Source organism: Streptomyces sp. NPDC059874, assembly GCF_042731135.1.
GTDB lineage: Bacteria > Actinomycetota > Actinomycetes > Streptomycetales > Streptomycetaceae > Streptomyces.
Window position 1 is genome coordinate 62,605 of the sequence record NZ_JBHWJY010000031.1, and the last position, 19,364, is coordinate 81,968.

The 19,364-nt window shown below is 72.0% G+C and carries 13 protein-coding genes and 1 pseudogene; 8 read left to right on the forward strand and 6 right to left on the reverse strand.

Annotated elements, in window-relative coordinates; genetic code table 11:
- The first annotated feature begins 6 nt into the window (after positions 1–6).
- A complete protein-coding gene (locus ACFV9H_RS19590; protein WP_385399641.1) occupies positions 7–1,638 on the forward strand; it encodes an acyl-CoA synthetase in 1,632 nt (543 codons plus the stop codon).
- A gap of 162 nt (positions 1,639–1,800) precedes the next feature.
- Here ACFV9H_RS19590 and ACFV9H_RS19595 read toward each other — a convergent pair whose 3' ends face one another.
- Positions 1,801–2,649, reverse strand: coding sequence for an alpha/beta fold hydrolase (locus ACFV9H_RS19595; protein ID WP_385399643.1), 849 nt, complete (start codon positions 2,647–2,649; stop codon positions 1,801–1,803).
- Positions 2,650–2,756: 107 nt separating this feature from the next.
- Here ACFV9H_RS19595 and paaK point away from each other — a divergent pair, with 107 nt between their 5' ends.
- The 3 genes from paaK (at position 2,757) to ACFV9H_RS19610 (ending at position 5,961) form a co-directional block, all read left to right on the forward strand.
- Positions 2,757–4,064 carry a phenylacetate--CoA ligase PaaK gene (gene paaK / locus ACFV9H_RS19600; protein ID WP_385399645.1) on the forward strand — a complete coding sequence of 436 codons (1,308 nt, stop codon included), beginning with the start codon at positions 2,757–2,759 and terminating at the stop codon, positions 4,062–4,064.
- Positions 4,065–4,156: 92 nt separating this feature from the next.
- Positions 4,157–5,011: a YhjD/YihY/BrkB family envelope integrity protein gene (locus tag ACFV9H_RS19605; protein WP_385399648.1), complete on the forward strand. Its 855-nt coding sequence runs from the start codon at positions 4,157–4,159 to the stop codon at positions 5,009–5,011.
- Positions 5,012–5,079: 68 nt separating this feature from the next.
- A complete protein-coding gene (locus ACFV9H_RS19610; RefSeq protein ID WP_385399651.1) occupies positions 5,080–5,961 on the forward strand; it encodes an oxidoreductase in 882 nt (293 codons plus the stop codon).
- Between the two features lie 27 nt (positions 5,962–5,988).
- Here the strand turns inward: ACFV9H_RS19610 and ACFV9H_RS19615 are convergent, their stop codons facing one another.
- A complete protein-coding gene (locus ACFV9H_RS19615) occupies positions 5,989–7,572 on the reverse strand; it encodes a fatty acyl-CoA synthetase (RefSeq protein ID WP_385399654.1) in 1,584 nt (527 codons plus the stop codon).
- Positions 7,573–7,726: 154 nt separating this feature from the next.
- Between ACFV9H_RS19615 and ACFV9H_RS19620 the strand changes: the two genes are divergently transcribed.
- On the forward strand, positions 7,727–10,159 hold the full coding sequence (locus tag ACFV9H_RS19620; RefSeq protein WP_385399657.1) for a penicillin acylase family protein: 2,433 nt from the start codon (positions 7,727–7,729) through the stop codon (positions 10,157–10,159).
- A 65-nt stretch (positions 10,160–10,224) separates the two neighbouring features.
- Here ACFV9H_RS19620 and ACFV9H_RS19625 read toward each other — a convergent pair whose 3' ends face one another.
- Positions 10,225–11,340 carry a calcium:proton antiporter gene (locus tag ACFV9H_RS19625; protein WP_385399659.1) on the reverse strand — a complete coding sequence of 372 codons (1,116 nt, stop codon included), beginning with the start codon at positions 11,338–11,340 and terminating at the stop codon, positions 10,225–10,227.
- Between the two features lie 141 nt (positions 11,341–11,481).
- Here ACFV9H_RS19625 and ACFV9H_RS19630 point away from each other — a divergent pair, with 141 nt between their 5' ends.
- On the forward strand, positions 11,482–11,976 hold the full coding sequence (locus ACFV9H_RS19630) for a hypothetical protein (RefSeq protein ID WP_385399661.1): 495 nt from the start codon (positions 11,482–11,484) through the stop codon (positions 11,974–11,976).
- Between the two features lie 7 nt (positions 11,977–11,983).
- Here the strand turns inward: ACFV9H_RS19630 and ACFV9H_RS19635 are convergent, their stop codons facing one another.
- The gene (locus tag ACFV9H_RS19635; RefSeq protein ID WP_385399681.1) at positions 11,984–13,537 is read right to left on the reverse strand and encodes an acyl-CoA synthetase; all 1,554 of its coding nucleotides are present in this window, start codon (positions 13,535–13,537) and stop codon (positions 11,984–11,986) included.
- A gap of 14 nt (positions 13,538–13,551) precedes the next feature.
- On the reverse strand, positions 13,552–14,667 hold the full coding sequence (locus ACFV9H_RS19640; RefSeq protein ID WP_385399664.1) for an NAD(P)H-dependent flavin oxidoreductase: 1,116 nt from the start codon (positions 14,665–14,667) through the stop codon (positions 13,552–13,554).
- A 375-nt stretch (positions 14,668–15,042) separates the two neighbouring features.
- On the opposite strand from ACFV9H_RS19640, the gene ACFV9H_RS19645 reads away from it, so the two are divergent.
- Positions 15,043–16,884: a serine hydrolase gene (locus ACFV9H_RS19645; RefSeq protein WP_385399666.1), complete on the forward strand. Its 1,842-nt coding sequence runs from the start codon at positions 15,043–15,045 to the stop codon at positions 16,882–16,884.
- Positions 16,885–17,050: 166 nt separating this feature from the next.
- Here the strand turns inward: ACFV9H_RS19645 and ACFV9H_RS19650 are convergent.
- Positions 17,051–17,952 (reverse strand): annotated as a pseudogene (locus ACFV9H_RS19650) (IS5 family transposase); the annotation flags it as partial.
- A 77-nt stretch (positions 17,953–18,029) separates the two neighbouring features.
- On the opposite strand from ACFV9H_RS19650, the gene ACFV9H_RS19655 reads away from it, so the two are divergent.
- Complete coding sequence (locus ACFV9H_RS19655; RefSeq protein ID WP_385399667.1) at positions 18,030–19,235, forward strand: hypothetical protein; 1,206 nt, start codon at positions 18,030–18,032, stop codon at positions 19,233–19,235.
- The last annotated feature ends 129 nt before the right edge of the window (positions 19,236–19,364 follow it).

Genomic DNA, 19,364 nt, shown 5'->3' on the forward strand with positions numbered 1-19,364 from the left:
GGAACGGTGGAGTACAACCTTGCCGACCTGTTCGAGTCGGTCGTGGACGTGGTCCCGGACCGCGAGGCCCTCGTGTACGTGGACCACCCCGGTACCGGCGCCGAGCGCCGGCTGACGTACGCCGAGCTGGACACGGCGGCGAACCGGATCGCGCACCACCTGCTCGACAGCGGACTGAAGGCCGGCGAGCACCTGGGCCTGCACCTCTACAACGGGGTCGAGTACCTCCAGACCGTGCTGGCCTGCCTCAAGGCCCGGCTGGTTCCGGTGAACGTCAACTACCGGTACGTGGAGGAGGAACTGGTCTACCTCTACAACGACGCCGATCTCGCCGCGCTCGTCTTCGAGGGCGAGTTCACCGAGCGGGTCGCGGCCGCGCTGCCGCAGACCACGAAGCTCCGCCACCTGATCCGGGTCGGCGCCACCCCCGACGGCGCGTCGGAGCCGTCGATCGCGCCGGTCGCGTACGAGGACGCCGAGGCGGCCGGCTCGCCCGAGCGCGGATTCCCGCCGCGCAGCCCCGACGACCTGTTCATCATCTACACCGGCGGCACCACGGGCATGCCCAAGGGCGTGATGTGGCGGGCCGAGGACCTCTTCTTCGCGGGTCTTTTCGGCGGCGAGCCGTCGGGCGAGCCGGTGAAGCGGCCCGAGGAGCTCGCCGAGCGGGTCGCGGCGCGCGGCGCCGGGCTCACCTTCTTCCCCGCGCCGCCGCTGATGCACGGCACGTCGACGCTCACCTCGTTCGTCGCCTTCAACTACGGTCAGCGGATCGTGATCCACCGCAAGTACGCGCCGGAGGAAGTGCTCCGCACGATCGAGAAGGAGAAGGTCTCCAGCGTCTCCCTGGTCGGCGACGCGATGCTGAGGCCGCTGATCGACGCGCTGAACGGCCCGCTGAAGGGCACGGACCTCTCGTCCCTGTTCAGCGTCTCGTCATCCGGCGCGATCATGTCGGAGACGGTGAAGGCGGAGTTCCAGCGGCTCGTGCCGAACGTGCTGCTCCTGAACAACTTCGGGTCCTCGGAATCCGGCTCCAACGGCCGGGCGACGGACGACTCCGGCCCCGACAAGGGATTCCGCCTGGAGGTCAACGACCGCACGCAGGTGGTGGACCCGGTCACGCACGAGCCGGTGCCGGTGGGGGTGCCGGGACGCCTGGCACAGCGGGGCTACGTACCGCTCGGCTACTACAACGACCCGGCCAAGACCGCCGAGACCTTCTTCCAGAAGGGCGAGGAGCGCTGGGTGCTGCTCGGCGACATGGCGACGGTGGACGAGAACGGGATCGTGACGGTGCTCGGCCGCGGTTCGCAGTGCATCAACACGGGCGGCGAGAAGGTCTATCCGGAGGAGGTCGAGCAGGCGCTGAAGTCCCACCCGGACGTGTACGACGCCCTGGTCGCGGGCGTCCCGGACCCGACCTGGGGCAACCACGTGGCGGCAGTGGTCCAGGTCCGCCCCGGCGCCCCGGAGCCGACGTTGGACGAGATCCAGTCCCACTGCCGCACGAAACTCGCGGGGTACAAGATCCCCCGCCAACTGGTGATAGCCCCGGCCATCCAACGCTCCCCGAGCGGCAAGGCGGACTACCGCTGGGCGAAGACGATCGCGACGGAGGCAGACGCGGCGAGCTGACCCCTCCCAGCCTCGCCAGGGAAAGTCCACCCCCGCCGGCGTTTGAGGCGCGGGGTCCGGGGCGGAGCCCCGGGGGGACGGGTAAGGGCGGGGCGGGGAGCAGCTCCGCGCAGCGGCACCGCACCCGCCTCCGCCTCCGCCCCCGCCCCCGCCCCCTCAGGGTCAGCGGCCGGAGGCCAGGAAGCGCTCCACCCGGTCCGAGAACCACACCGCGTCGTCCAGCCACGGGAAGTGCCCCGCCCCGGGCTGGACATCCACCGCACCCCGCGGGAACAGCTCCGCGAGCTGCCCCGCCAGGGCCGGACACGGGTTGCCGTCCAGCTCGCCGGCGAGCACCAACACCTCCCCGGCGACCCGCCGGAGCCCGGCCCGGGTGGCCGGCGGGTCAAAGGCGCCCGGCCCCGCGTAGGCCGCCGACGCCTTCTCGTTGCCCTCCTGCTCGCCCGTCGCCCAGTGGGCCCGCGCGGCATCGTCCCAGCGCCCGTAGAACAGCGGGGCCGCCAGCTCCCACGCCTCGTCGGTGTCGACGCCGCCGAGGATCCCCTCGTAGGCCTCGATCGCGCTGTCGTACGGCTCGGTGCCCGCCCGCAGCCGGGCGGCCGTCAGCTTGTGCTCCACGGTGACGGGCAGGTCCACGGCCCAGGCGGTCGGGGTGACCAGGACGATCCGTCGCACCCTGTCGGGGTGCGCGGCCGCGTAGAGCTGGGCGAGGTTGCCGCCCGCGGAGTGCGCGAGCAGGTCCATGCGCTCGAGGCCCAGGCGCACGCGCAGCGCCTCGACGTCGGCGACCTGATGGTCGACCCGGTACGTCGACTCGTCCGCCGGTATCGCGGAGTCGCCCGTGCCGCGCAGGTCGAGCATGATCAGCCGGCGGCCGGCGGCGAGTCCTCCGAGGTCGCCCAGGTAGGCCGAGGCCCGCATCGCCCCGCCCGGGAGACAGACCAACGGCTCACCCTCCCCCTGCACGTGATAGGCGAGTTCGGTTCCGTCATAGGTGGTGAAGATAGGCATGCGGCCCATCACAACAGACGATCACTCGTTCGAGTCATTGATTTACCTCCCGAAGACCTGGCAATCTACCGAATGATCGTTCGGTTGGCTCAGGATGAGGTGACGGCATGGCGGTGCACGCGGATCTCCACGACGAAGGCGAGCGGCTGAGCCGCGACGAGCTGGCCTCCCTCCAGTTGAAACGGCTGCGCGCGACCCTGCTCCGCGCCTACGAGCGGGTGCCCTTCTACCGGCAGTCCTTCGACAAGGCGGGCGTGCACCCGCAGGACTGCCGCTCCCTCGCCGATCTCTCCCTGTTCCCCTTCACGACCAAGAGCGATCTCCGTGACCAGTACCCCTTCGGGATGTTCGCGGTGCCGCGCTCCGAGGTGCGCCGCGTCCACGCCTCCAGCGGCACGACGGGGCGCCCCACGGTGGTCGGGTACACCGACGCGGACCTCTCCACCTGGGCCGACGTGGTGGCCCGGTCCATGCGGGCCGCGGGCGGGCGGCCCGGCCAGATCGTGCACATCGCCTACGGCTACGGGCTGTTCACCGGCGGCCTCGGCGCCCACTACGGGGCCGAGCGCCTCGGCTGTACGGTCGTGCCGGCGTCGGGAGGGATGACCGACCGCCAGGTCCGGCTCATCGAGGACTTCCGGCCGGAGGTCATCATGGTGACGCCCTCCTACATGCTGACCCTGCTGGACGAGATGGAGCGTCAGGGCATCGATCCGCGCGCCACCTCCCTGCGGACGGGCATCTTCGGCGCCGAGCCGTGGACCGAGGAGATGCGCCGGGAGATCGAGGATCGACTCGACATAGACGCGGTGGACATATACGGCCTGTCCGAGGTCATGGGACCGGGCGTGGCCCAGGAGTGCGTGGAGACGAAGGACGGGCTCCACATATGGGAGGACCACTTCTATCCCGAGGTGGTCGATCCCCTGACGGGCGAGGTGATGCCGGACGGGGAGCCGGGCGAGCTGGTCTTCACCTCCCTCACCAAGGAGGCCATGCCCGTCATCCGCTACCGCACCCGGGATCTGACGCGGCTGCTGCCCGGTACGGCCCGCCCCGCCTTCCGCCGGATGGAGAAGGTCACGGGCCGCACCGACGACATGATCATCCTGCGCGGGGTGAACCTGTATCCGACCCAGGTGGAGGAGATCCTCCTTCGGACGGCCGGGCTGGCTCCGCACTTCCAGCTGCGGCTGACCAGGGAAGGCCGGCTGGACGCGCTGACGGTACGGGTGGAGGCCCGCCGGGAGACGGAGGCGGCCCGGCGGGAGGCCGCGGCCGCCGAGGTGGTCCGGGCCGTCAAGGAGGGGATCGGCGTCTCCGTCCGGGTCGAGGTGGTGGACCCGGAGACGTTGGAGCGTTCGGTGGGGAAGATCAAGCGACTGGTGGACCTGCGGGGTGCCGGAGAGCGGTGAGACGGGCCTACGGGCGGGCGAAACCACCCCTTCGGGCCCATTTGGGGGTGGCTTCCGAGAGCGGGGTCGTCCGCGCGGGTAGGGCATGAGGCGTGACCTCGATCCTCCGGCAGCTCCATGACCGGCTCCAGGGCTCCCCTGCCGGACTGGCCTGGAGCCGTGGCCGGGAGATGGAGCTGATGCACCGGGCGATGGGCTTCGCGGCCCTCGGCTTCCTCACCCTGGTGCCGCTGCTGATCGTCGTGGCCGCCGCCGCGCCCGGCAGCGGTTCGGGCTTCGGCCGCTGGCTCGGCCAGGCGCTCGGGGTGACGGAGTCCTCCCGGGCCCGCGTCGAGCTTCTGTTCGGCGCGGCGGACCTGGCCCTGGAGCGGACCACCGCCTTCGGACTGGCCGCACTGGCCGTCTTCGGGCTGACCTTCGGCTCGGCGGTGCAGACCGGCTACGAGAAGGTCTGGGACCTGCCGACCGCCCGCTGGCACACCATGTGGCGGCACGTCGTATGGCTCGCCCTGCTGGTCTGCTACCTCGCCCTGCTGGTGGAGATCCCCGCCCCGTCACACGACGCCGTCGGCACGATCCTGGGCACCCTGGGCGACCTGATCGGCACCTGCCTGTTCTTCGTCGGATCGCAGCGGCTGCTGCTCTGCGGCCGGGTCCGCTGGCGGGCGCTGGTCCCGGGTGCGCTGGCGACCAGCGTCGGACTGCTCGGGCTGCGGGTCTTCTCGCAGTTGGTGTTCTCCCCGCTGATCGCGTCGAACGCCGTGACCTACGGCCCGTTCGGCACCCTGCTGGTCGTCCAGTCCTGGCTGGTCGGCGTGGGCTTCGTGGTCTACGGCGGGGCGCTCGTCGGCCGCCTCGTCCACGAGGCCCTCACCCTGAGGCGCCTGCGAAAGAACGGACTTTACCCCTCAAATGATCATCATTCCCATGATCCGAGATTGGGCTGACCGGGCCGCCCGGACGATGCCAGGATGGGTGCGCACACCATCGACAGCGTTCGTTCACAGGGGAATTGATGACAACGCAGCATGGATTAAGCGAAGCGGCCGGCCGGGTCTGGCTGATCACCGGGGCCTCCTCCGGCTTCGGCCGGACCCTCACCGAGGCCGCGCTCGCGGCCGGGGACACCGTCGTCGCGGCGGCCCGTCGCCCGCAGTCGCTCGACGCACTGGCGACCGAGCACCCGGAGCGGCTGCTGCCTCTCGCCATGGACGTGACGGACATTTCTCGCGCCGAGGAGGTCGTCGCCGAGGTCGTGGACCGTTACGGCCGGATCGACGTCCTCGTCAACAACGCGGGACGGGGTCTGCTCGGCGCCGTGGAGGAAACCACGGACCGCGAACTCCGCGAGCTGATGGAACTGCACTTCTTCGGCCCGGCGGCCCTCACCCGCGCCGCGCTGCCGCACATGCGGGCCCGGAAATCGGGCGCCATCGTGCAGATGAGCAGCATGGGCGGACGGCTCGCCTTCGCCGGCGTCGGGGCGTACTGCGCGACGAAGTTCGCCCTGGAGGGCCTGACCGAGGCGCTCGCCACCGAGGTCGCCGGCTTCGGCATCAAGGCCCTGATCGTGGAGCCCGGTTCCTTCCGTACGGGCTTCGCGGGCGGGGACGCACTGAGCCACACCGCCGTCCTGCCCGCGTACGAGGAGTCGGTCGGCCCGGTGCGCCAGGGCATGCCGGCCGCCGACGGCCACCAGCCCGGCGACCCGGTCAAGGCCGCCGCCGCGATCCTCGCCGCCCTGGACGCCGAGAACACGCCGCTGCGGCTCGTCCTGGGCAACGATGCGCTGGACTTCATCACGGCCCACGCGGAGGCCGCGCGCGCGGAGGCCCGTACGTGGGAAGCCGTCAGCCGGGGCACGGACTTCGACGACGTGGCGCCGCCTGCACAGTAGAGCCGGACCCGGGGCCGGGGCGGCGCGTCAGCGCGCCCCGGCCGCCGGGGGTGCCGGAGGTTCGGTCCCGTCCGGCGCGAAGCGGTCGCGGAGCTCGCGCTTGAGGATCTTGCCGCTGGCGTTGCGCGGGAGGGCGTCCACGAACAGGACCCGCTTCGGGGCCTTGAAGTGGGCCAGCTTCTCCCGCGCGTACGCCATCAGCTCCGTCTCCGTCACCTCCCCGCGCGGCACCACCACGGCCGTCACCGCCTCGATCCACCGCTCGTCGGGCAGGCCGACCACCGCCGCCTCGGCCACGCCCGGGTGGGTGTACAGCACGTCCTCGACCTGCCGGGAGGCGACGAGCACCCCACCCGAGTTGATGACGTCCTTGACCCGGTCCACGACCGTGAAGTAGCCCTCCGCGTCGCGCACCGCGAGGTCGCCCGAACGGAACCAGCCGTCACGGAAGGCCTTCTCCGTTGCCTCGGGGTCGTTCCAGTACCCGCGGCACAGCTGCGGCGAGCGGTAGACCACCTCGCCCGCCGTGCCGGCCGGCACGTCCTTGCCGTCCTCGTCGACGACCTTCGCCTCCACGTGACGCACCGTCCGCCCGCAGGAGTCCATCCGCCCCTCGTGCTCGTCCGGCCCCAGCACCGTGGCCAGCGGGCCGATCTCGCTCTGGCCGAAGCAGTTGTAGAAGCCGAGCCCGGGCAGCCGCTCGCGCAGCCGCTCCAGGACCGGCACCGGCATGATCGAGGCCCCGTAGTACGCCTTGCGCAGCGCGCCCAGCTCGCGCCGCCCGAAGTCGGGGTGGTTGGCCAGGCCGATCCACACCGTCGGCGGGGCGAAGAGACTGTCGGCCTCCCCCGCCTCCACGAGGTCGAAGACCTGCTCCGCGACCGGCGCGTCCAGGATCGTGTTGCCCGCCCCCACCGCCAGGTAGGGCAGCAGGAAGACGTGCATCTGCGCCGAGTGGTAGAGCGGCAGCGAGTGCACCGGCCGGTCCTCCTCGGCCAGATCCAGCGCCTCGATCGCGCTCTCGTACTCGTGCGCGAGCGCCCGGTGCGTCATCATCGCGCCCTTGGGCAGGGCGGTGGTCCCGGAGGTGTACAGCAGCTGCGCCAGCCCGTCCGGATCGCTACGGCCGTCAAAGGGCAGCGGCTCGGCGAGTTCGGCCAGGAAGGAGTCGGCGGCGTCGCGCAGCGCCCGTACGCGGTACCCGTCGGGGACCCGCCCGGCGAGGTCCGGATCGGCGAGGACCACCGCGCTCGCGCTGTTGTCCAGGATGTACGCCAGGTCCTCGCCGGTGAGGTTCTGGTTGACCGGGACGTGCGTGAGCCCGGCGCGGGCGCAGGCGAGGAAGGCGATCAGGTAGGCGTCGGAGTTGTGGGCGAAGGTCGCGACCCGGTCGCCCTCGGAGAGCCCGTACCGCTCGCGCAGGACGGCGGCGCCGGTGGTGACGGCCGCGTCGAGTTCCGCGTAGGTCCAGGTCCGCTCGTGGTAGCGGACGGCCACCCGGTCGGGCACCCGGTGCGCGCTGTGGCGCACGAGCCCGTCGACCGTCCGGTGCCGCACTGCCCGCTCCGCACCTGCTGTGCCTGCTGCCCGCGCTGACTGGTCTGCCGTCATGGCGCGATCCTCGTGCCCCGCAGGCCCAAGGTCAATAACCGGGATACCAAACGGGATGTTGACAGATCATCGGACCGCCTGCATGAGTGTGGGGGCACGGACGCACCGCCTGTCCAGCGGGCAATCACGCCCATCCGCAGGCTACTTGGGAGGCATGTTGCACCTCAGCACCCGTCCGACACTCCGTCGCGTCGCCCTCGCCGGCGCCGCGCTGCTGGCCGCCACGGCCGCGGCGCCGCAGGCCTCGGCGACGACCGGGGACCGGATACCGTCCGGCGGCGGCCTGTCCGCCGTCATCCGGTACACCGAGAACGGCATTCCGCACATCCTCGCCAAGGACTACGCGCACCTCGGTTTCGGGACCGGCTGGGCTCAGGCCGCCGACCAGGTGTGCGTGCTCGCCGACGGATTCGTGACCGTCGCCGGGGAGCGCTCGCGCTGGTTCGGCCCCGACGCCGCACCCGACGGATCGCTGTCCTCCGCCACCCGGAACCTCTCCAGCGACCTGTACTTCAAGGGCGTCCGGGATTCCGGGACGGTCGAGAAGCTCCTCGCCACGCCCGCTCCCGCCGGTCCCGGCAAGGACCTCAAGGAGCTGATGCGCGGCTGGGCCGCCGGGTACAACGCGTGGCTCGCCCAGAACAAGATCACCGATCCGGCCTGCAAGGGCGCCGGCTGGGTCCGCCCGGTCACCGCCACCGACGTGGCCGCCCGCGGCTTCGCCGTCTCGGTCCTCGGCGGCCAGGGGCGCGGCATCGATGGCATCACGGGGGCCCAGCCGCCGGGCGATGCGGCACGTACGGCCTCGCCGCAGCCGGAACCCGATCCGGCGGCCGCGGCCGAGGCGGCACGGGAGTTCTTCGACACCTCCCGCTACGACCGGGGCTCCAACGCGGTGGCCTTCAGCGGTTCCACCACCGCGTCCGGCGGCGGGCTGCTGCTCGGCAACCCCCACTACCCGTGGCAGGGCGGGCGCCGCTTCTGGCAGTCGCAACAGACCATCCCGGGCGAACTGAACGTGTCGGGCGGCTCCCTGCTCGGCACCGCCGTGGTCAACATCGGCTTCAACGAGAAGGTCGCCTGGAGCCACACGGTGGCCACCGGCACGCCCGTCAACCTCCACCAGCTCGCGCTCGACCCGGCCGATCCGACCGTCTACCTCGTCGACGGGAAGCCGGAGGCGATGACCCGGCGCACCGTCACCGTCCCGGTGTCGGGCGGCGATCCGGTGACCCGCACCCAGTGGTGGACCCGCTACGGGCCCGTGATCACGGGCCTCGGCCCGGGCCTGCCGCTGCCGTGGACCGCGCAGACGGCGTACGCGCTGAACGACCCCAACGCGGCGAACCTGCGCGGCTCCGACACCGCCCTGGCCATGGGCAAGGCCCTCTCGGTCGCGGGCATCCAGGACGCCCTGGCCCGCACCCAGGGCCTGCCCTGGGTCAACACGGTCGCCGCCGACTCCTCGGGCGGCACCCTCTTCACCCAGTCCCAGGTGCTCCCCCGGATCACCGACGAGCTCGCCGCCCGCTGCTCCACCCCGCTGGGCCGGGCCACGTACCCGGCCTCGGGGCTGGCGGTGCTCGACGGTTCGCGCGCCGACTGTGCGCTCGGCGCGGACCCGGACGCGGTGCAGCCGGGGGTGTTCGGCCCGGGGAAGGCGCCGACGCTGCAGGGCGCCCCGTACGCCGAGAACTCCAACGACAGCGCCTGGCTGGCCAATGCCGACCGGCCGTTGACCGGCTACGAGCGGATCTGGGGCAATGTCGCCACCCCGCGGTCGCTGCGTACGCGCGGCGCGGTCGAGGACGTGTCGGCGATGGCCGCCCGGGGCGGGCTGACGGTGACGGACCTGCAGAAGCAGCAGTTCGCCAACCGGGTACCGGCCGGTGACCTGGCCGCGGCCGACGCGGCGAAGGCCTGCGCCGCGCTGCCCGGCGGTACGGCGACGGCGAGCGACGGCGCGGTGGTGGACGTCTCGGCCGCCTGCCCGGCGCTGGCGGGCTGGGACCGCACCGCCGACGTCGCCAGCCGCGGCGCGCTCCTCTTCGACCGGTTCTGGCGCAAGCTGACCGGATCGACGGCGCCCAAGGACCTGTGGCTGGTGCCGTTCTCGGCGGCCGATCCCGTACGCACCCCGCGCACGCTCAACCAGGCCGCGCCCGGCCTCGGCCGTGCGCTCGCGGACACGGTGGCGGAGCTCAGGGCCGCCGGGATCGCGCTGGACGCGCCGCTGGGCGAGCACCAGTTCGTGGTCCGCGGCGACCGGAAGCTCCCGGTGGGCGGCGGTACGGAGGCGCTCGGCGTTTGGAACAAGATCGAGGCCCCGTGGAAGGCGGCGGCCGGCGGCTACCCGGAGGTGACGCACGGCTCCAGTCATGTCCAGGCGGTCGGCTGGGACGGCGGCCGCTGCCCGGTGGCCCGCACCTTGCTGACGTACAGCCAGTCCTCGAACCCGAACTCGCCGTACTACGCGGACCAGACCCGGCTGTTCTCCGAAGAGCGCTGGGTGACCTCGCGGTTCTGCGAGCGGGACATCCTCACCTCGCCGAAGCTGAAGGTGGTGTGGCCGCGCGAGCGACGCTGACCCGCCCTGTTCCCGGCCGTGGCCTCGACGGGCTCACGGGCTCACGGGCTCACGGGCTCACGGGCTCACGGGCTCACGGCCAGGAAGAGGTACGCGGCCAGCAGGACGAGGTGCACTCCGCCCTGGAGCAGGGTGGCGCGGCCCGGGGCGATGGTGAGGGCGCTGACCACGACGGTCAGGGCGAGCAGCACCATGTGGGTCGCCCCGAGGCCCAGCATGAGCGGACCGGAGAGCCAGATCGTGGCCAGGGCGATGGCCGGGATCGTCAGGCCGATGCTGGCGATGGAGGATCCGTAGGCCAGGTTGAGGCTGGTCTGGACGCGGTCGCGGCGGGCGGCCCGGACGGCGGCCAGCGTTTCGGGCGCCAGCACGAGCAGGGCGATGATCACACCGACGACGGCGTTCGGCAGGCCGGCGTCGGCAACGCCCTTCTCGATGGTCGGGGAGACGGACTTGGCGTCGCCGACCACCGCGACGAGCGCGACGAGCAGCAGGCCGACGCTGACCAAAGCGGCGCGGGCGGTGGGCGGCTCGGCGTGGTCGTCGCCGTCCCCGTCCGCCGCGCCGGTCGGGCGTCCGGTCTCCACGGGCAGGAAGTAGTCCCGGTGGCGGACCGTCTGGACGGCGACGAACAGCCCGTAGAGGGCGAGCGAGGCGACGGCGGCGAAGGTCAGTTGCGCGGTGGAGAACTCGGGTCCGGGCTTGCTGGTCGTGAAGGTCGGCAGCACCAGGCTGAGGACGGCGAGGGTCGCGACGGTGGCGAGGGCCGCGCCGGAGCCCTCGGCGTTGAAGACGGCGACCCGGTTGCGCAGGGCGCCGACGAGCAGCGACAGGCCCACGATGCCGTTGCAGGTGATCATGACGGCGGCGAAGACCGTGTCCCGGGCGAGCGAGGAGGTCTTGTCGCCTCCGTCGGCCATCAGGGTGACGATGAGCGCCACTTCGATGACGGTGACGGCGACGGCGAGGACGAGCGAGCCGAAGGGCTCGCCGACCCGGTGGGCGACGACCTCGGCGTGGTGGACGGCCGCCAGCACCGCGCCCGCGAGGCAGAGCGCGACGAGGGCCACCACGAGCGGGGGCAGCTCACGTCCCCAGCTGAAGACGAGGGCGACGAGCGCCACCACGGGGACCACGACGGTCCAGTCGGTAAGGGGTGATCTACGGGTTGCCGTGCTCATATGTGCCAACTTGCCAGAACTGTTCCTCCGGTGCGGCGCAAGCACCGCCTCCGGGGCCTCGACGTGGCTCTTCTCACGCATTCGCCGGGCGTGGCGGGTGCGCTGCCTGCGGGAATCGCGCCCGGCGCCGCAGAATGGGGCATGACCTCAGCGGACGTGCCGTCGCCCTGGAGCGAGTACGACCTGACCGATCCGCACCGCGTCGCGCTCCGGGCGTTGCTGCGCTACGTGTCCCCGCCGCCGGGGGGCGAGGGCGGGGGCGGCCCGGGACGGCTGGTGCAGGGGGTGGTGCAGCCTCCCGGGCGTCCGGACACGACCCGCGTGGTGCTGTGGGACGGCCGCGACCTGGGCACGTCGCTCGCCTACGACTTCCCGCCGGCCGGGCGGTACGACTGCAACGTCCCGTGGAGCGACATCGCCGGAGTGCTGCGGCAACTGGCCGCCGCCGGGCCGGCCTCGACCGACGCGACGTCCGTGGACGGCCTGGGCATCCCGGTCGTCGACGTCCGCGCGGAGACCTTCCGGTTTCAGGACGAGCCCTCGTACGACCTCACCGACGCGCTCCACGCCGTGGTCCGCGGGCTCGGACCCCAGGATCCCTACTGCGCGGCGGTGTACGACTTCACCCACGGGTGACGTCACGTCACATCGCGCGCTCGTGACCCTCCCAGTAGGGGTCGCGCAGTCGGCGCTTGTACAGCTTGCCGTTCGGGTCGCGCGGCATCGTCTCGATGAAGTCGACGGTCTTGGGGCGCTTGTAGCCGGCGAGCTGCCGCTCGCAGTGGTGCAGGATCTCCGCGGCCAGCGCGTCGCCCGCCTCGAAGCCCTCGGCCGGTTCGATGACGGCCTTGACCTCCTCGCCCCAGTCGGCGTGCGGGATGCCGAAGGCGGCGGCGTCCGCGACCGCCGGATGGGTGAGCAGGGCGGACTCGATCTCGGCCGGGTAGATGTTGACCCCGCCCGAGATGATCATGTCGATCTTGCGGTCACGGAGGAAGAGGTAGCCCTCCTCGTCCATCAGTCCGAGGTCGCCGACGGTGAAGAAGTCGCCGATGCGGTTCTTCTTCGTCTTGCCCTCGTCCTTGTGGTAGCTGAAGCCGCCGGTCTTCATCTGCATGTAGACGGTGCCCAGTTCGCCGGGCGGCAACCGGTTGCCGTCGTCGTCGAAGATGGCGAGTTCGCTGATCGGCCAGGCCTTGCCGACGGTTCCGGGCTTCTTCAGCCAGTCCTCGGCGGTGGCGAAGGCGCCGCCGCCCTCACTCGCCGCGTAGTACTCCTCCACGCAGTTGCCCCACCAGTCGATCATCGCCCGCTTGACGTGGTCGGGGCAGGGCGCGGCGCCGTGGATGGCGTGCCGCATCGAGGAGACGTCGTACGCGTCCTTCACGTCCTGCGGGAGCGCGAGGAGCCGGTGGAACTGCGTCGGGACCATGTGGGTGTGCGTGCAGGCACGTTGGTCGATCAGGCGCAGCATTTCCTCGGGCGTCCACTTGTCCATGAGGACCAGCGGGTGCCCGATGTGCAGGGCGGCGCCCGCGAATTGGAGCACCGCCGTGTGGTAGAGCGGCGAGCAGACCAGGTGGACGTTGCCGTCGAAGGGGCGGATGCCGAAGATGCCGAGGAAGCCGCCGAGGTAGGTCTCCTCGGGAAGCTTGCCGGGCAGGGGGCGGCGGATGCCGCGGGGGCGGCCGGTGGTGCCGGAGGTGTAGTTCATGACCCAGCCGAGGGTGCGGTCCTCGGGGGGCGTGCCGGGCCGCCCGTCCAGCAGGTCCGCGTACGGGCGGAAGCCCGGGACGGCTCCGACGGCGTAGCGGTGGCTCGCGGGCAGGTCCGCCTCGTCGGCGGCGGCGGTGGCCGCGTCGGCGAACCGTTCGTGGGCGACGAGGACCTTGGCTCCGGAGTCGGAGACGATCCAGGCGATCTCGGGACCGACGAGGTGGTGGTTGACGGGGACGAGGTAGAAGCCGGCCTGGGCGGCGGCGAGGTAGGCGGTGAGGAACTCGACGCCGTTGGGGAGCACGACGGCGAACACGTCACCCTGCTCCAGACCGGCCGCGCGCAGGCCGTGGACGAGGCGGTTGACGTCGCCGTGCAGCCGGCCGGCGGTCCATTCCTCGCCCTCGGGGGTGACGAGGACGGTCCGCTCGGGGTCGGCGGCGGCCTGGGCCCAGAAGCCGTTCGGGGGCTGGTCGGTCACACTGCTCACGCTGCTCACGCCTCTCGGACTCGGCCGGCGATGCGGTTGATGCGGTCGATGGCTCGCTCGAAGCCGCTCGTCAGGTCGTCGAAGACGGCCTGGACGCTGCGCTCTTCGTTCATCCGGCCGACGATCTGGCCGACGGGAGTGCCGAGCAGCGGCTGGATCTCGTACTTCTGGATCCGGGAGACGGCCTCGGCGACGAGCAGGCCCTGCAGCGGCATGGGGAGCGCGCCCGGGCCCTCCGGATCGTCCCAGGCGTCGGTCCACTCGGTGCGCAGCTGACGGGCGGGCTTGCCGGTGAGGGCGCGGGAGCGGACGGTGTCGCCGGAGCCGGCTGCGAGCAGCTTCTCGGTGAGGGCGCGCGAGTGCAGGTCCGCCTCGGTGGTGGTGAGCCAGAGCGAGCCGAGCCAGGCGCCCTGGGCGCCGAGGGCGAGTCCGGCGGCGATCTGCTCGCCGCTGCCGATGCCGCCGGCGGCGAGGACCGGGAGCGGGGCGACGGCCTCGACGATCTCGGGGACCAGGACCATGGTGGCGATGTCGCCGGTGTGGCCGCCGGCCTCGTAGCCCTGGGCGACGACGATGTCGATGCCCGCCTCGGCGTGGCGGCGGGCGTGCTTGGCGCTGCCGGCGAGGGCGGCGACGAGGACACCGTGGTCATGGGCGCGCGCGATGACATCGGCGGGCGGGGAACCGAGGGCGTTCGCCAGGAGTTTGATGGGGTAGTCGAAGGCGACGTCGAGCTGGTTGCGGGCGACCTGCTCCATCCAACCGGTGATCCGCCAGCCGGAGGCCTCGCCCTCGGCGAGCTCGGGCACGTGGTGCTTGGCGAGGGTGTCGCGGACGAAGGCGCGGTGCTCGGCCGGGATCATCGCCTCGATGTCGGCCTCACTGATGCCGTCGACGGCCTTCTTGGCGGGCATGACGACGTCGAGGCCGTAGGGCTTGCCGTCGGTGTGCGCCTGCATCCAGTCGAGGTCGCGTTTGAGGTCGTCGGGAGCGGTGTAGCGGACCGCTCCGAGCACGCCGAATCCGCCCGCCCGGGTGATGGCAGCGGCCACCGCCGGGAAGGGCGTGAAGCCGAAGATGGCGTGCTCGACTCCCAGTTTCTTGCTCAGCTCCGTCTCCATGGGCGGCAGGATGCCGCAGCCCGGCACTCGAGGGAAGAGATTTTCTGATGTAGTGTCAGATTCTTTCCGGACCGGTCGATGCGGAGGTTGCCCGACGGGCGGGCAGATACCCACTAGCGTGCGGGGTGCCTGCGGCCCGCTCGGCGGTTTCGAGGCCTCGGTCCCCGGGAGCGGGCCCCATGGGCGGCGCCCGAGCCGGGGGTGCCTCGCCGCGGTGGTTGGGGAGTTCGAGGCGTGGGCCGGGGCGGCGCCGGCTCCTGGAAACGGCGCCGCGGGCACATTCAGCCTCGCCGGCGTTTGAGGCGCGGGTTTCGGGGCGGAGCCCCGGGAAGCGGCGCCGCAGGCGGACTCGGACAGGAGACAGGAGGGCCGGACATGGCAGCAGGGACGGGGGCCGGGGGCCAGGCGAATGAAGAAGCGGCGGCCGCCGGCGGAGACGGGCTGAGCCGCCGCCGGCTGGGGGCCCGGCTCCTCGCCCTCGGCGGCGTGCTCATCCTCCACGCCGCCCTACCCGGCTCCGCCGGCGCGGCGGGGAACCCGGCCGAGCGGCGCGCACTCCAGGGACTGCGGCTGCGGTACGGCTCCGCGCGCCAGGCCGGACTGGTGGAGCGGCACCTGGAGGGGGTGGCGGAGGAGGCGCGGCGGTTCCTGGGCCCCTCGCCCGAGCACCCCTACTACGCCGGCGCCGTGGTCCTCGCGGGCCGGGGCCGCACGATCGCCCTGCACCGCGCGATGGGCGATGCCGTGCGGTACGCGGACTACGACGGGCGGACCGACCGGGTCCGGGAGTTCCCGGCGGCCGAGCGGATCGCGATGGCCGAGGACACGGTGTTCGACCTGGCCTCGCTGACGAAGCTGTTCACGTCGATCCTGGCCGTGCAGCAGATGGAGCGGGGTCGCCTGGAGTTGGAGGCTCCGGTGCGGCGGTACCTGCCCGAGTTCACCGGTGGCGGCAAGGAGTCGATCACGGTCCGCCAGCTGCTCACCCACACCTCGGGGTTGCGCTCCTGGGCTCCCTTCTACCAGCAATCCAGCCGCGAAGGGCAGCTGAGGCTCCTGTGGTCCGTCCGGCCGCAGGAGACGCCCGGAACCGTCTACCGGTACTCCGACCTGAACCTGATCACGCTCCAGCTGCTCTTGGAACGGATCACCGCCCGCACTTTGGACGTCCTGCTCCGCGACGAGATCACCGCTCCGCTCGGGATGCACCGCACTCGTTACAACCCTCCGCTCTCCTGGCGCCGGATCACCGCCGCCACCGAGGTGCAGCGGCCGCCGTGGTCCGGCCTGGACCGAGGGCTGGTCTGGGGCGAGGTGCACGACGAGAACGCGCACGCGCTCGGCGGAGTCGCCGGCCACGCCGGGGTCTTCGGCACTGCCTGGGACCTGGCCGTCCTCGCCCGGGCCCTCCTCGACGGCGGCGTCTACGCGGGCAAGCGCATCCTGCGCCCCGCCTCCGTCGAGCTGCTCTTCACCGACTACAACACCGCCTTCCCCGGCGACGACCACGGCCTCGGTTTCGAGCTCTACCAGCACTGGTACATGGGCGCGATGGCCACCCCGCACTCCGCCGGCCACACCGGCTTCACCGGCACCTCTCTCGTCCTCGACCCCTCCACGGACTCCTTCCTGATCCTGCTCGGCAACTCGGTGCACCCCGTCCGCACCTGGCGGGCCGGCAGCGCCCCGCGGGTCGCCGTCGGCAACCGCTTCGCCCGCGCCGTCCCGGTCCGTACGAAGCACGGCGGCGCGGCCTGGTTCTCCGGAATCCAGCCGGGCGGCTCGGGCACCCTCACCCTCCCGCCGCTCACCCCGACCACGGCGGCCGCCCGGTTGAGGTGCGCCGTGTGGTGGGACACCGTGCCGGGCGAGGGCGCCCTCCACCTGGAGGCCTCATCCGACGGGGAACACTGGGAGCCGCTCCCCTTCACCACCCTCCGTTCCACGGGCGGCGCCCCCGAGGAATGGCCCCGCGGAACCGCCGCAGGCTGGTCGGGCCGCATCTGGCACCGCCTCGAAGCCCCCCTCACATCGACCTGGGCCGGCCGCGAAGTCCGCCTCCGCTTCCGCCACTCCGCGAGCGGCCGCTACGTCGGGCGCGGCATCTACGTGGACGTCATCCGCGTCTCGGAACCGGGCCGCCTCCTCTTCGCGGAGGACCGCCCGTCCGACGCCGCCCGCCTCGACGCCATCGGCTGGACCCGGTCCGGTGACTAGTGCTGTGACCGGAAAGGTTCACCGGGTCACGGCGCTCGGCACGGCACCTCGCCGCGTTGTCGGACCGCGCGAGTACGTCCAGTACGAGCCGCGGCCCTCCGCCTTGCGATGCACCGCACCGAACACCGCGCCCCGGCAAACCTTTCCGGCCACAGCACCAGGCAGTGTCTGACAAATGATCACGGGCTGGTTCGCGGAGCCAGCGGATCAGCGAGGCCAGGACGACGCCGGCACGGTAGCGGTCGGCAACCTTGTCGAATCTCGTCGCGATCGCGCGGAACTGCTTGAGGCGTGCGAAGCATCGTTCGACCACGTTGCGGTCGCGGTAGAGCTCCTTGTCGAAGGCGGGCGGCCGGCCGCCGAGGCGCCCTCGGCGTCGGCGGTTGGCTGTTTGGTCGCGGCGCTCGGGGATCGTGACGGCGATGCCCCGACGCCGCAGCAGATGCCGGATCGCTCGGCTGGAGTAGGCCGTGTCGCCCAGGACTCGGGTCGGTTTCGTGCGTGGGCGGCCGGTGTCGGCTCGCGGAACGCGGATCCCGTCGAGGACCTGACCGACTGCGATGGCGTCGTTGACGTTGCCGGGCGTGAGCACGATGGACAGCGGCAGTCCCCGGCCGTCGACGACGAGGTGGACCTTGGTGGTCAGCCCGCCTCGGGACCGGCCGAGGGCCTGGCGCGTCTGCGAGCCGACCGGATCTTCCAGTTCGCCCCCGTCCGCAGCCCCCTTTTACGTGCGCCGGCGGCGTGCTGGTGAGCACGGTTGATCGTGGAGTCGACGGCGACGGTCCACTCCACCCGGCCCTCCGTGTCGTCGCGGACCTGCACATGCTCCAACAGCCTTGCCCACGTGCCGTCCGCCTCCCAGCGGGCAAACCGCTCATAGACGGTCTGCCACGGCCCATACCGCTCGGGCAGGTCACGCCACGGAGCCCCGGTCCGCAACCGCCACAGCACACCATTGACCACCTGCCGGTGATCACGCCACGGCCGACCACGCCCATCCACCTGCGGCAACAAAGGCTCTACCCACTCCCACGCCGCCTCCGTCCATTCACCTCGACCTGCCACAAGATCAATTTTCAGACAGGTGGCCTTAGCATGGGCACGCCATCCCCCGTGCCGTGTCCAGCCGACGGAAGACACCCATGCGCCTCCAGCGGATATCCGCCGCGACCGCGGCCCTCGCCGCGCTCACCACCCTCGCCACCGCCTGCGAGGACTCCCCCAAGCCGGGCCCGCCCGCCGCGAGCCCCTCCGCGAGCGCTCGGGGCGCCGCCCCCGCCTCCCCCACGGCCGCCGGCGCCGCGCCCGCCACGCTGGCCGGGGCGCAGGCCCACGTACAGCAGTACACGTCCTGCGAGAACCTCAGCACCGAACCGAACGACAGCCGGGTGCCGCTGAGCGGGTTCATCGGCGCCGGGGACTGGGGCATCACGGAGCGCGGCGTCTGCACGGACATGAAGGCGCGGGGCGAGATCGTCCTCTTCCTGACCCCGGACATGAAGGCCTTCCAGCAGGCCGCCAAGGACAACGCCGCGAAGCTGCTCGCCGAGGGCCGGGACGACACCGACCTCGCCAGCCGCACGGTCGTGGGCAAGACCTTCGCCCTCACCGCGCTCAAGACCGCCACCGCCGTGTCCCTGGTCGACCCGCCCAACTCCGACCTGCGCATCCTGAGCTGCAACCCCGACGTCTTCGTCCCGGAGGGGTTCAAGAAGGAGAAGGCCCTGGTCGAGGGCTGCTTCCTCACCGACTACGTCAACAGCCCCGACGGCCAGGGCAGCCCCCACCGCGGGGCGGTCCGCGACCCCTCCACCGAGGGAGCCGCGAAGCCGGGCCAGCCGTCCACCGGCAGCCTGGGCCTGCCGAGCGCCGGCAGCATCGCCGAGCTGAAGAAGCTCGTCAGCCCGCACACGGTCGACTGCACGAGCATGAAAGTCACCGACGAGCAGGTACAGTCGATCGACTACATGCCGGTCGTCGACGGCCCCGCGAGCGCTTGGGGCGTCAAGCAGCGAGCGGTCTGCGGCCAGCTCGGCGGGGAGCGGCGCGCGCACAACCTGAACTGGCTGGACACCGTCTCCGACATGAAGACCCTCCAGACCAAGGCCAAGGCGGCGCAGCTGGCCGACCTGAAGGACGATGGGCGCCTCAAGGCCACTGCGAGCAAGCTGCTGGTCGGCACGAACATCGCCGTGGAGACCAACAACGCGAGCGTCCGCCGCGGGCTGTACCAGCTCCAGTTCCTGTACCTGAACTGCGAGACCGGCTTCACCGCGCCGGCCGGCTACCGGCTGGAGAAGGCCCAGGTCGAGGGCTGCGTCTTGACCAACTACGAGCGCCCGAGCTGACACACGGCCGTCCGGGGCGTGCGCGGCGCGCCCTGGGGGGTGCCCCTATGGGTTTGGTCAAGCTGATGGGGCGGGTTGGGGTTCGTAGAAGGTGCCGTCGCGGAGCATCGCGAAGAGCACGTCGGTTCG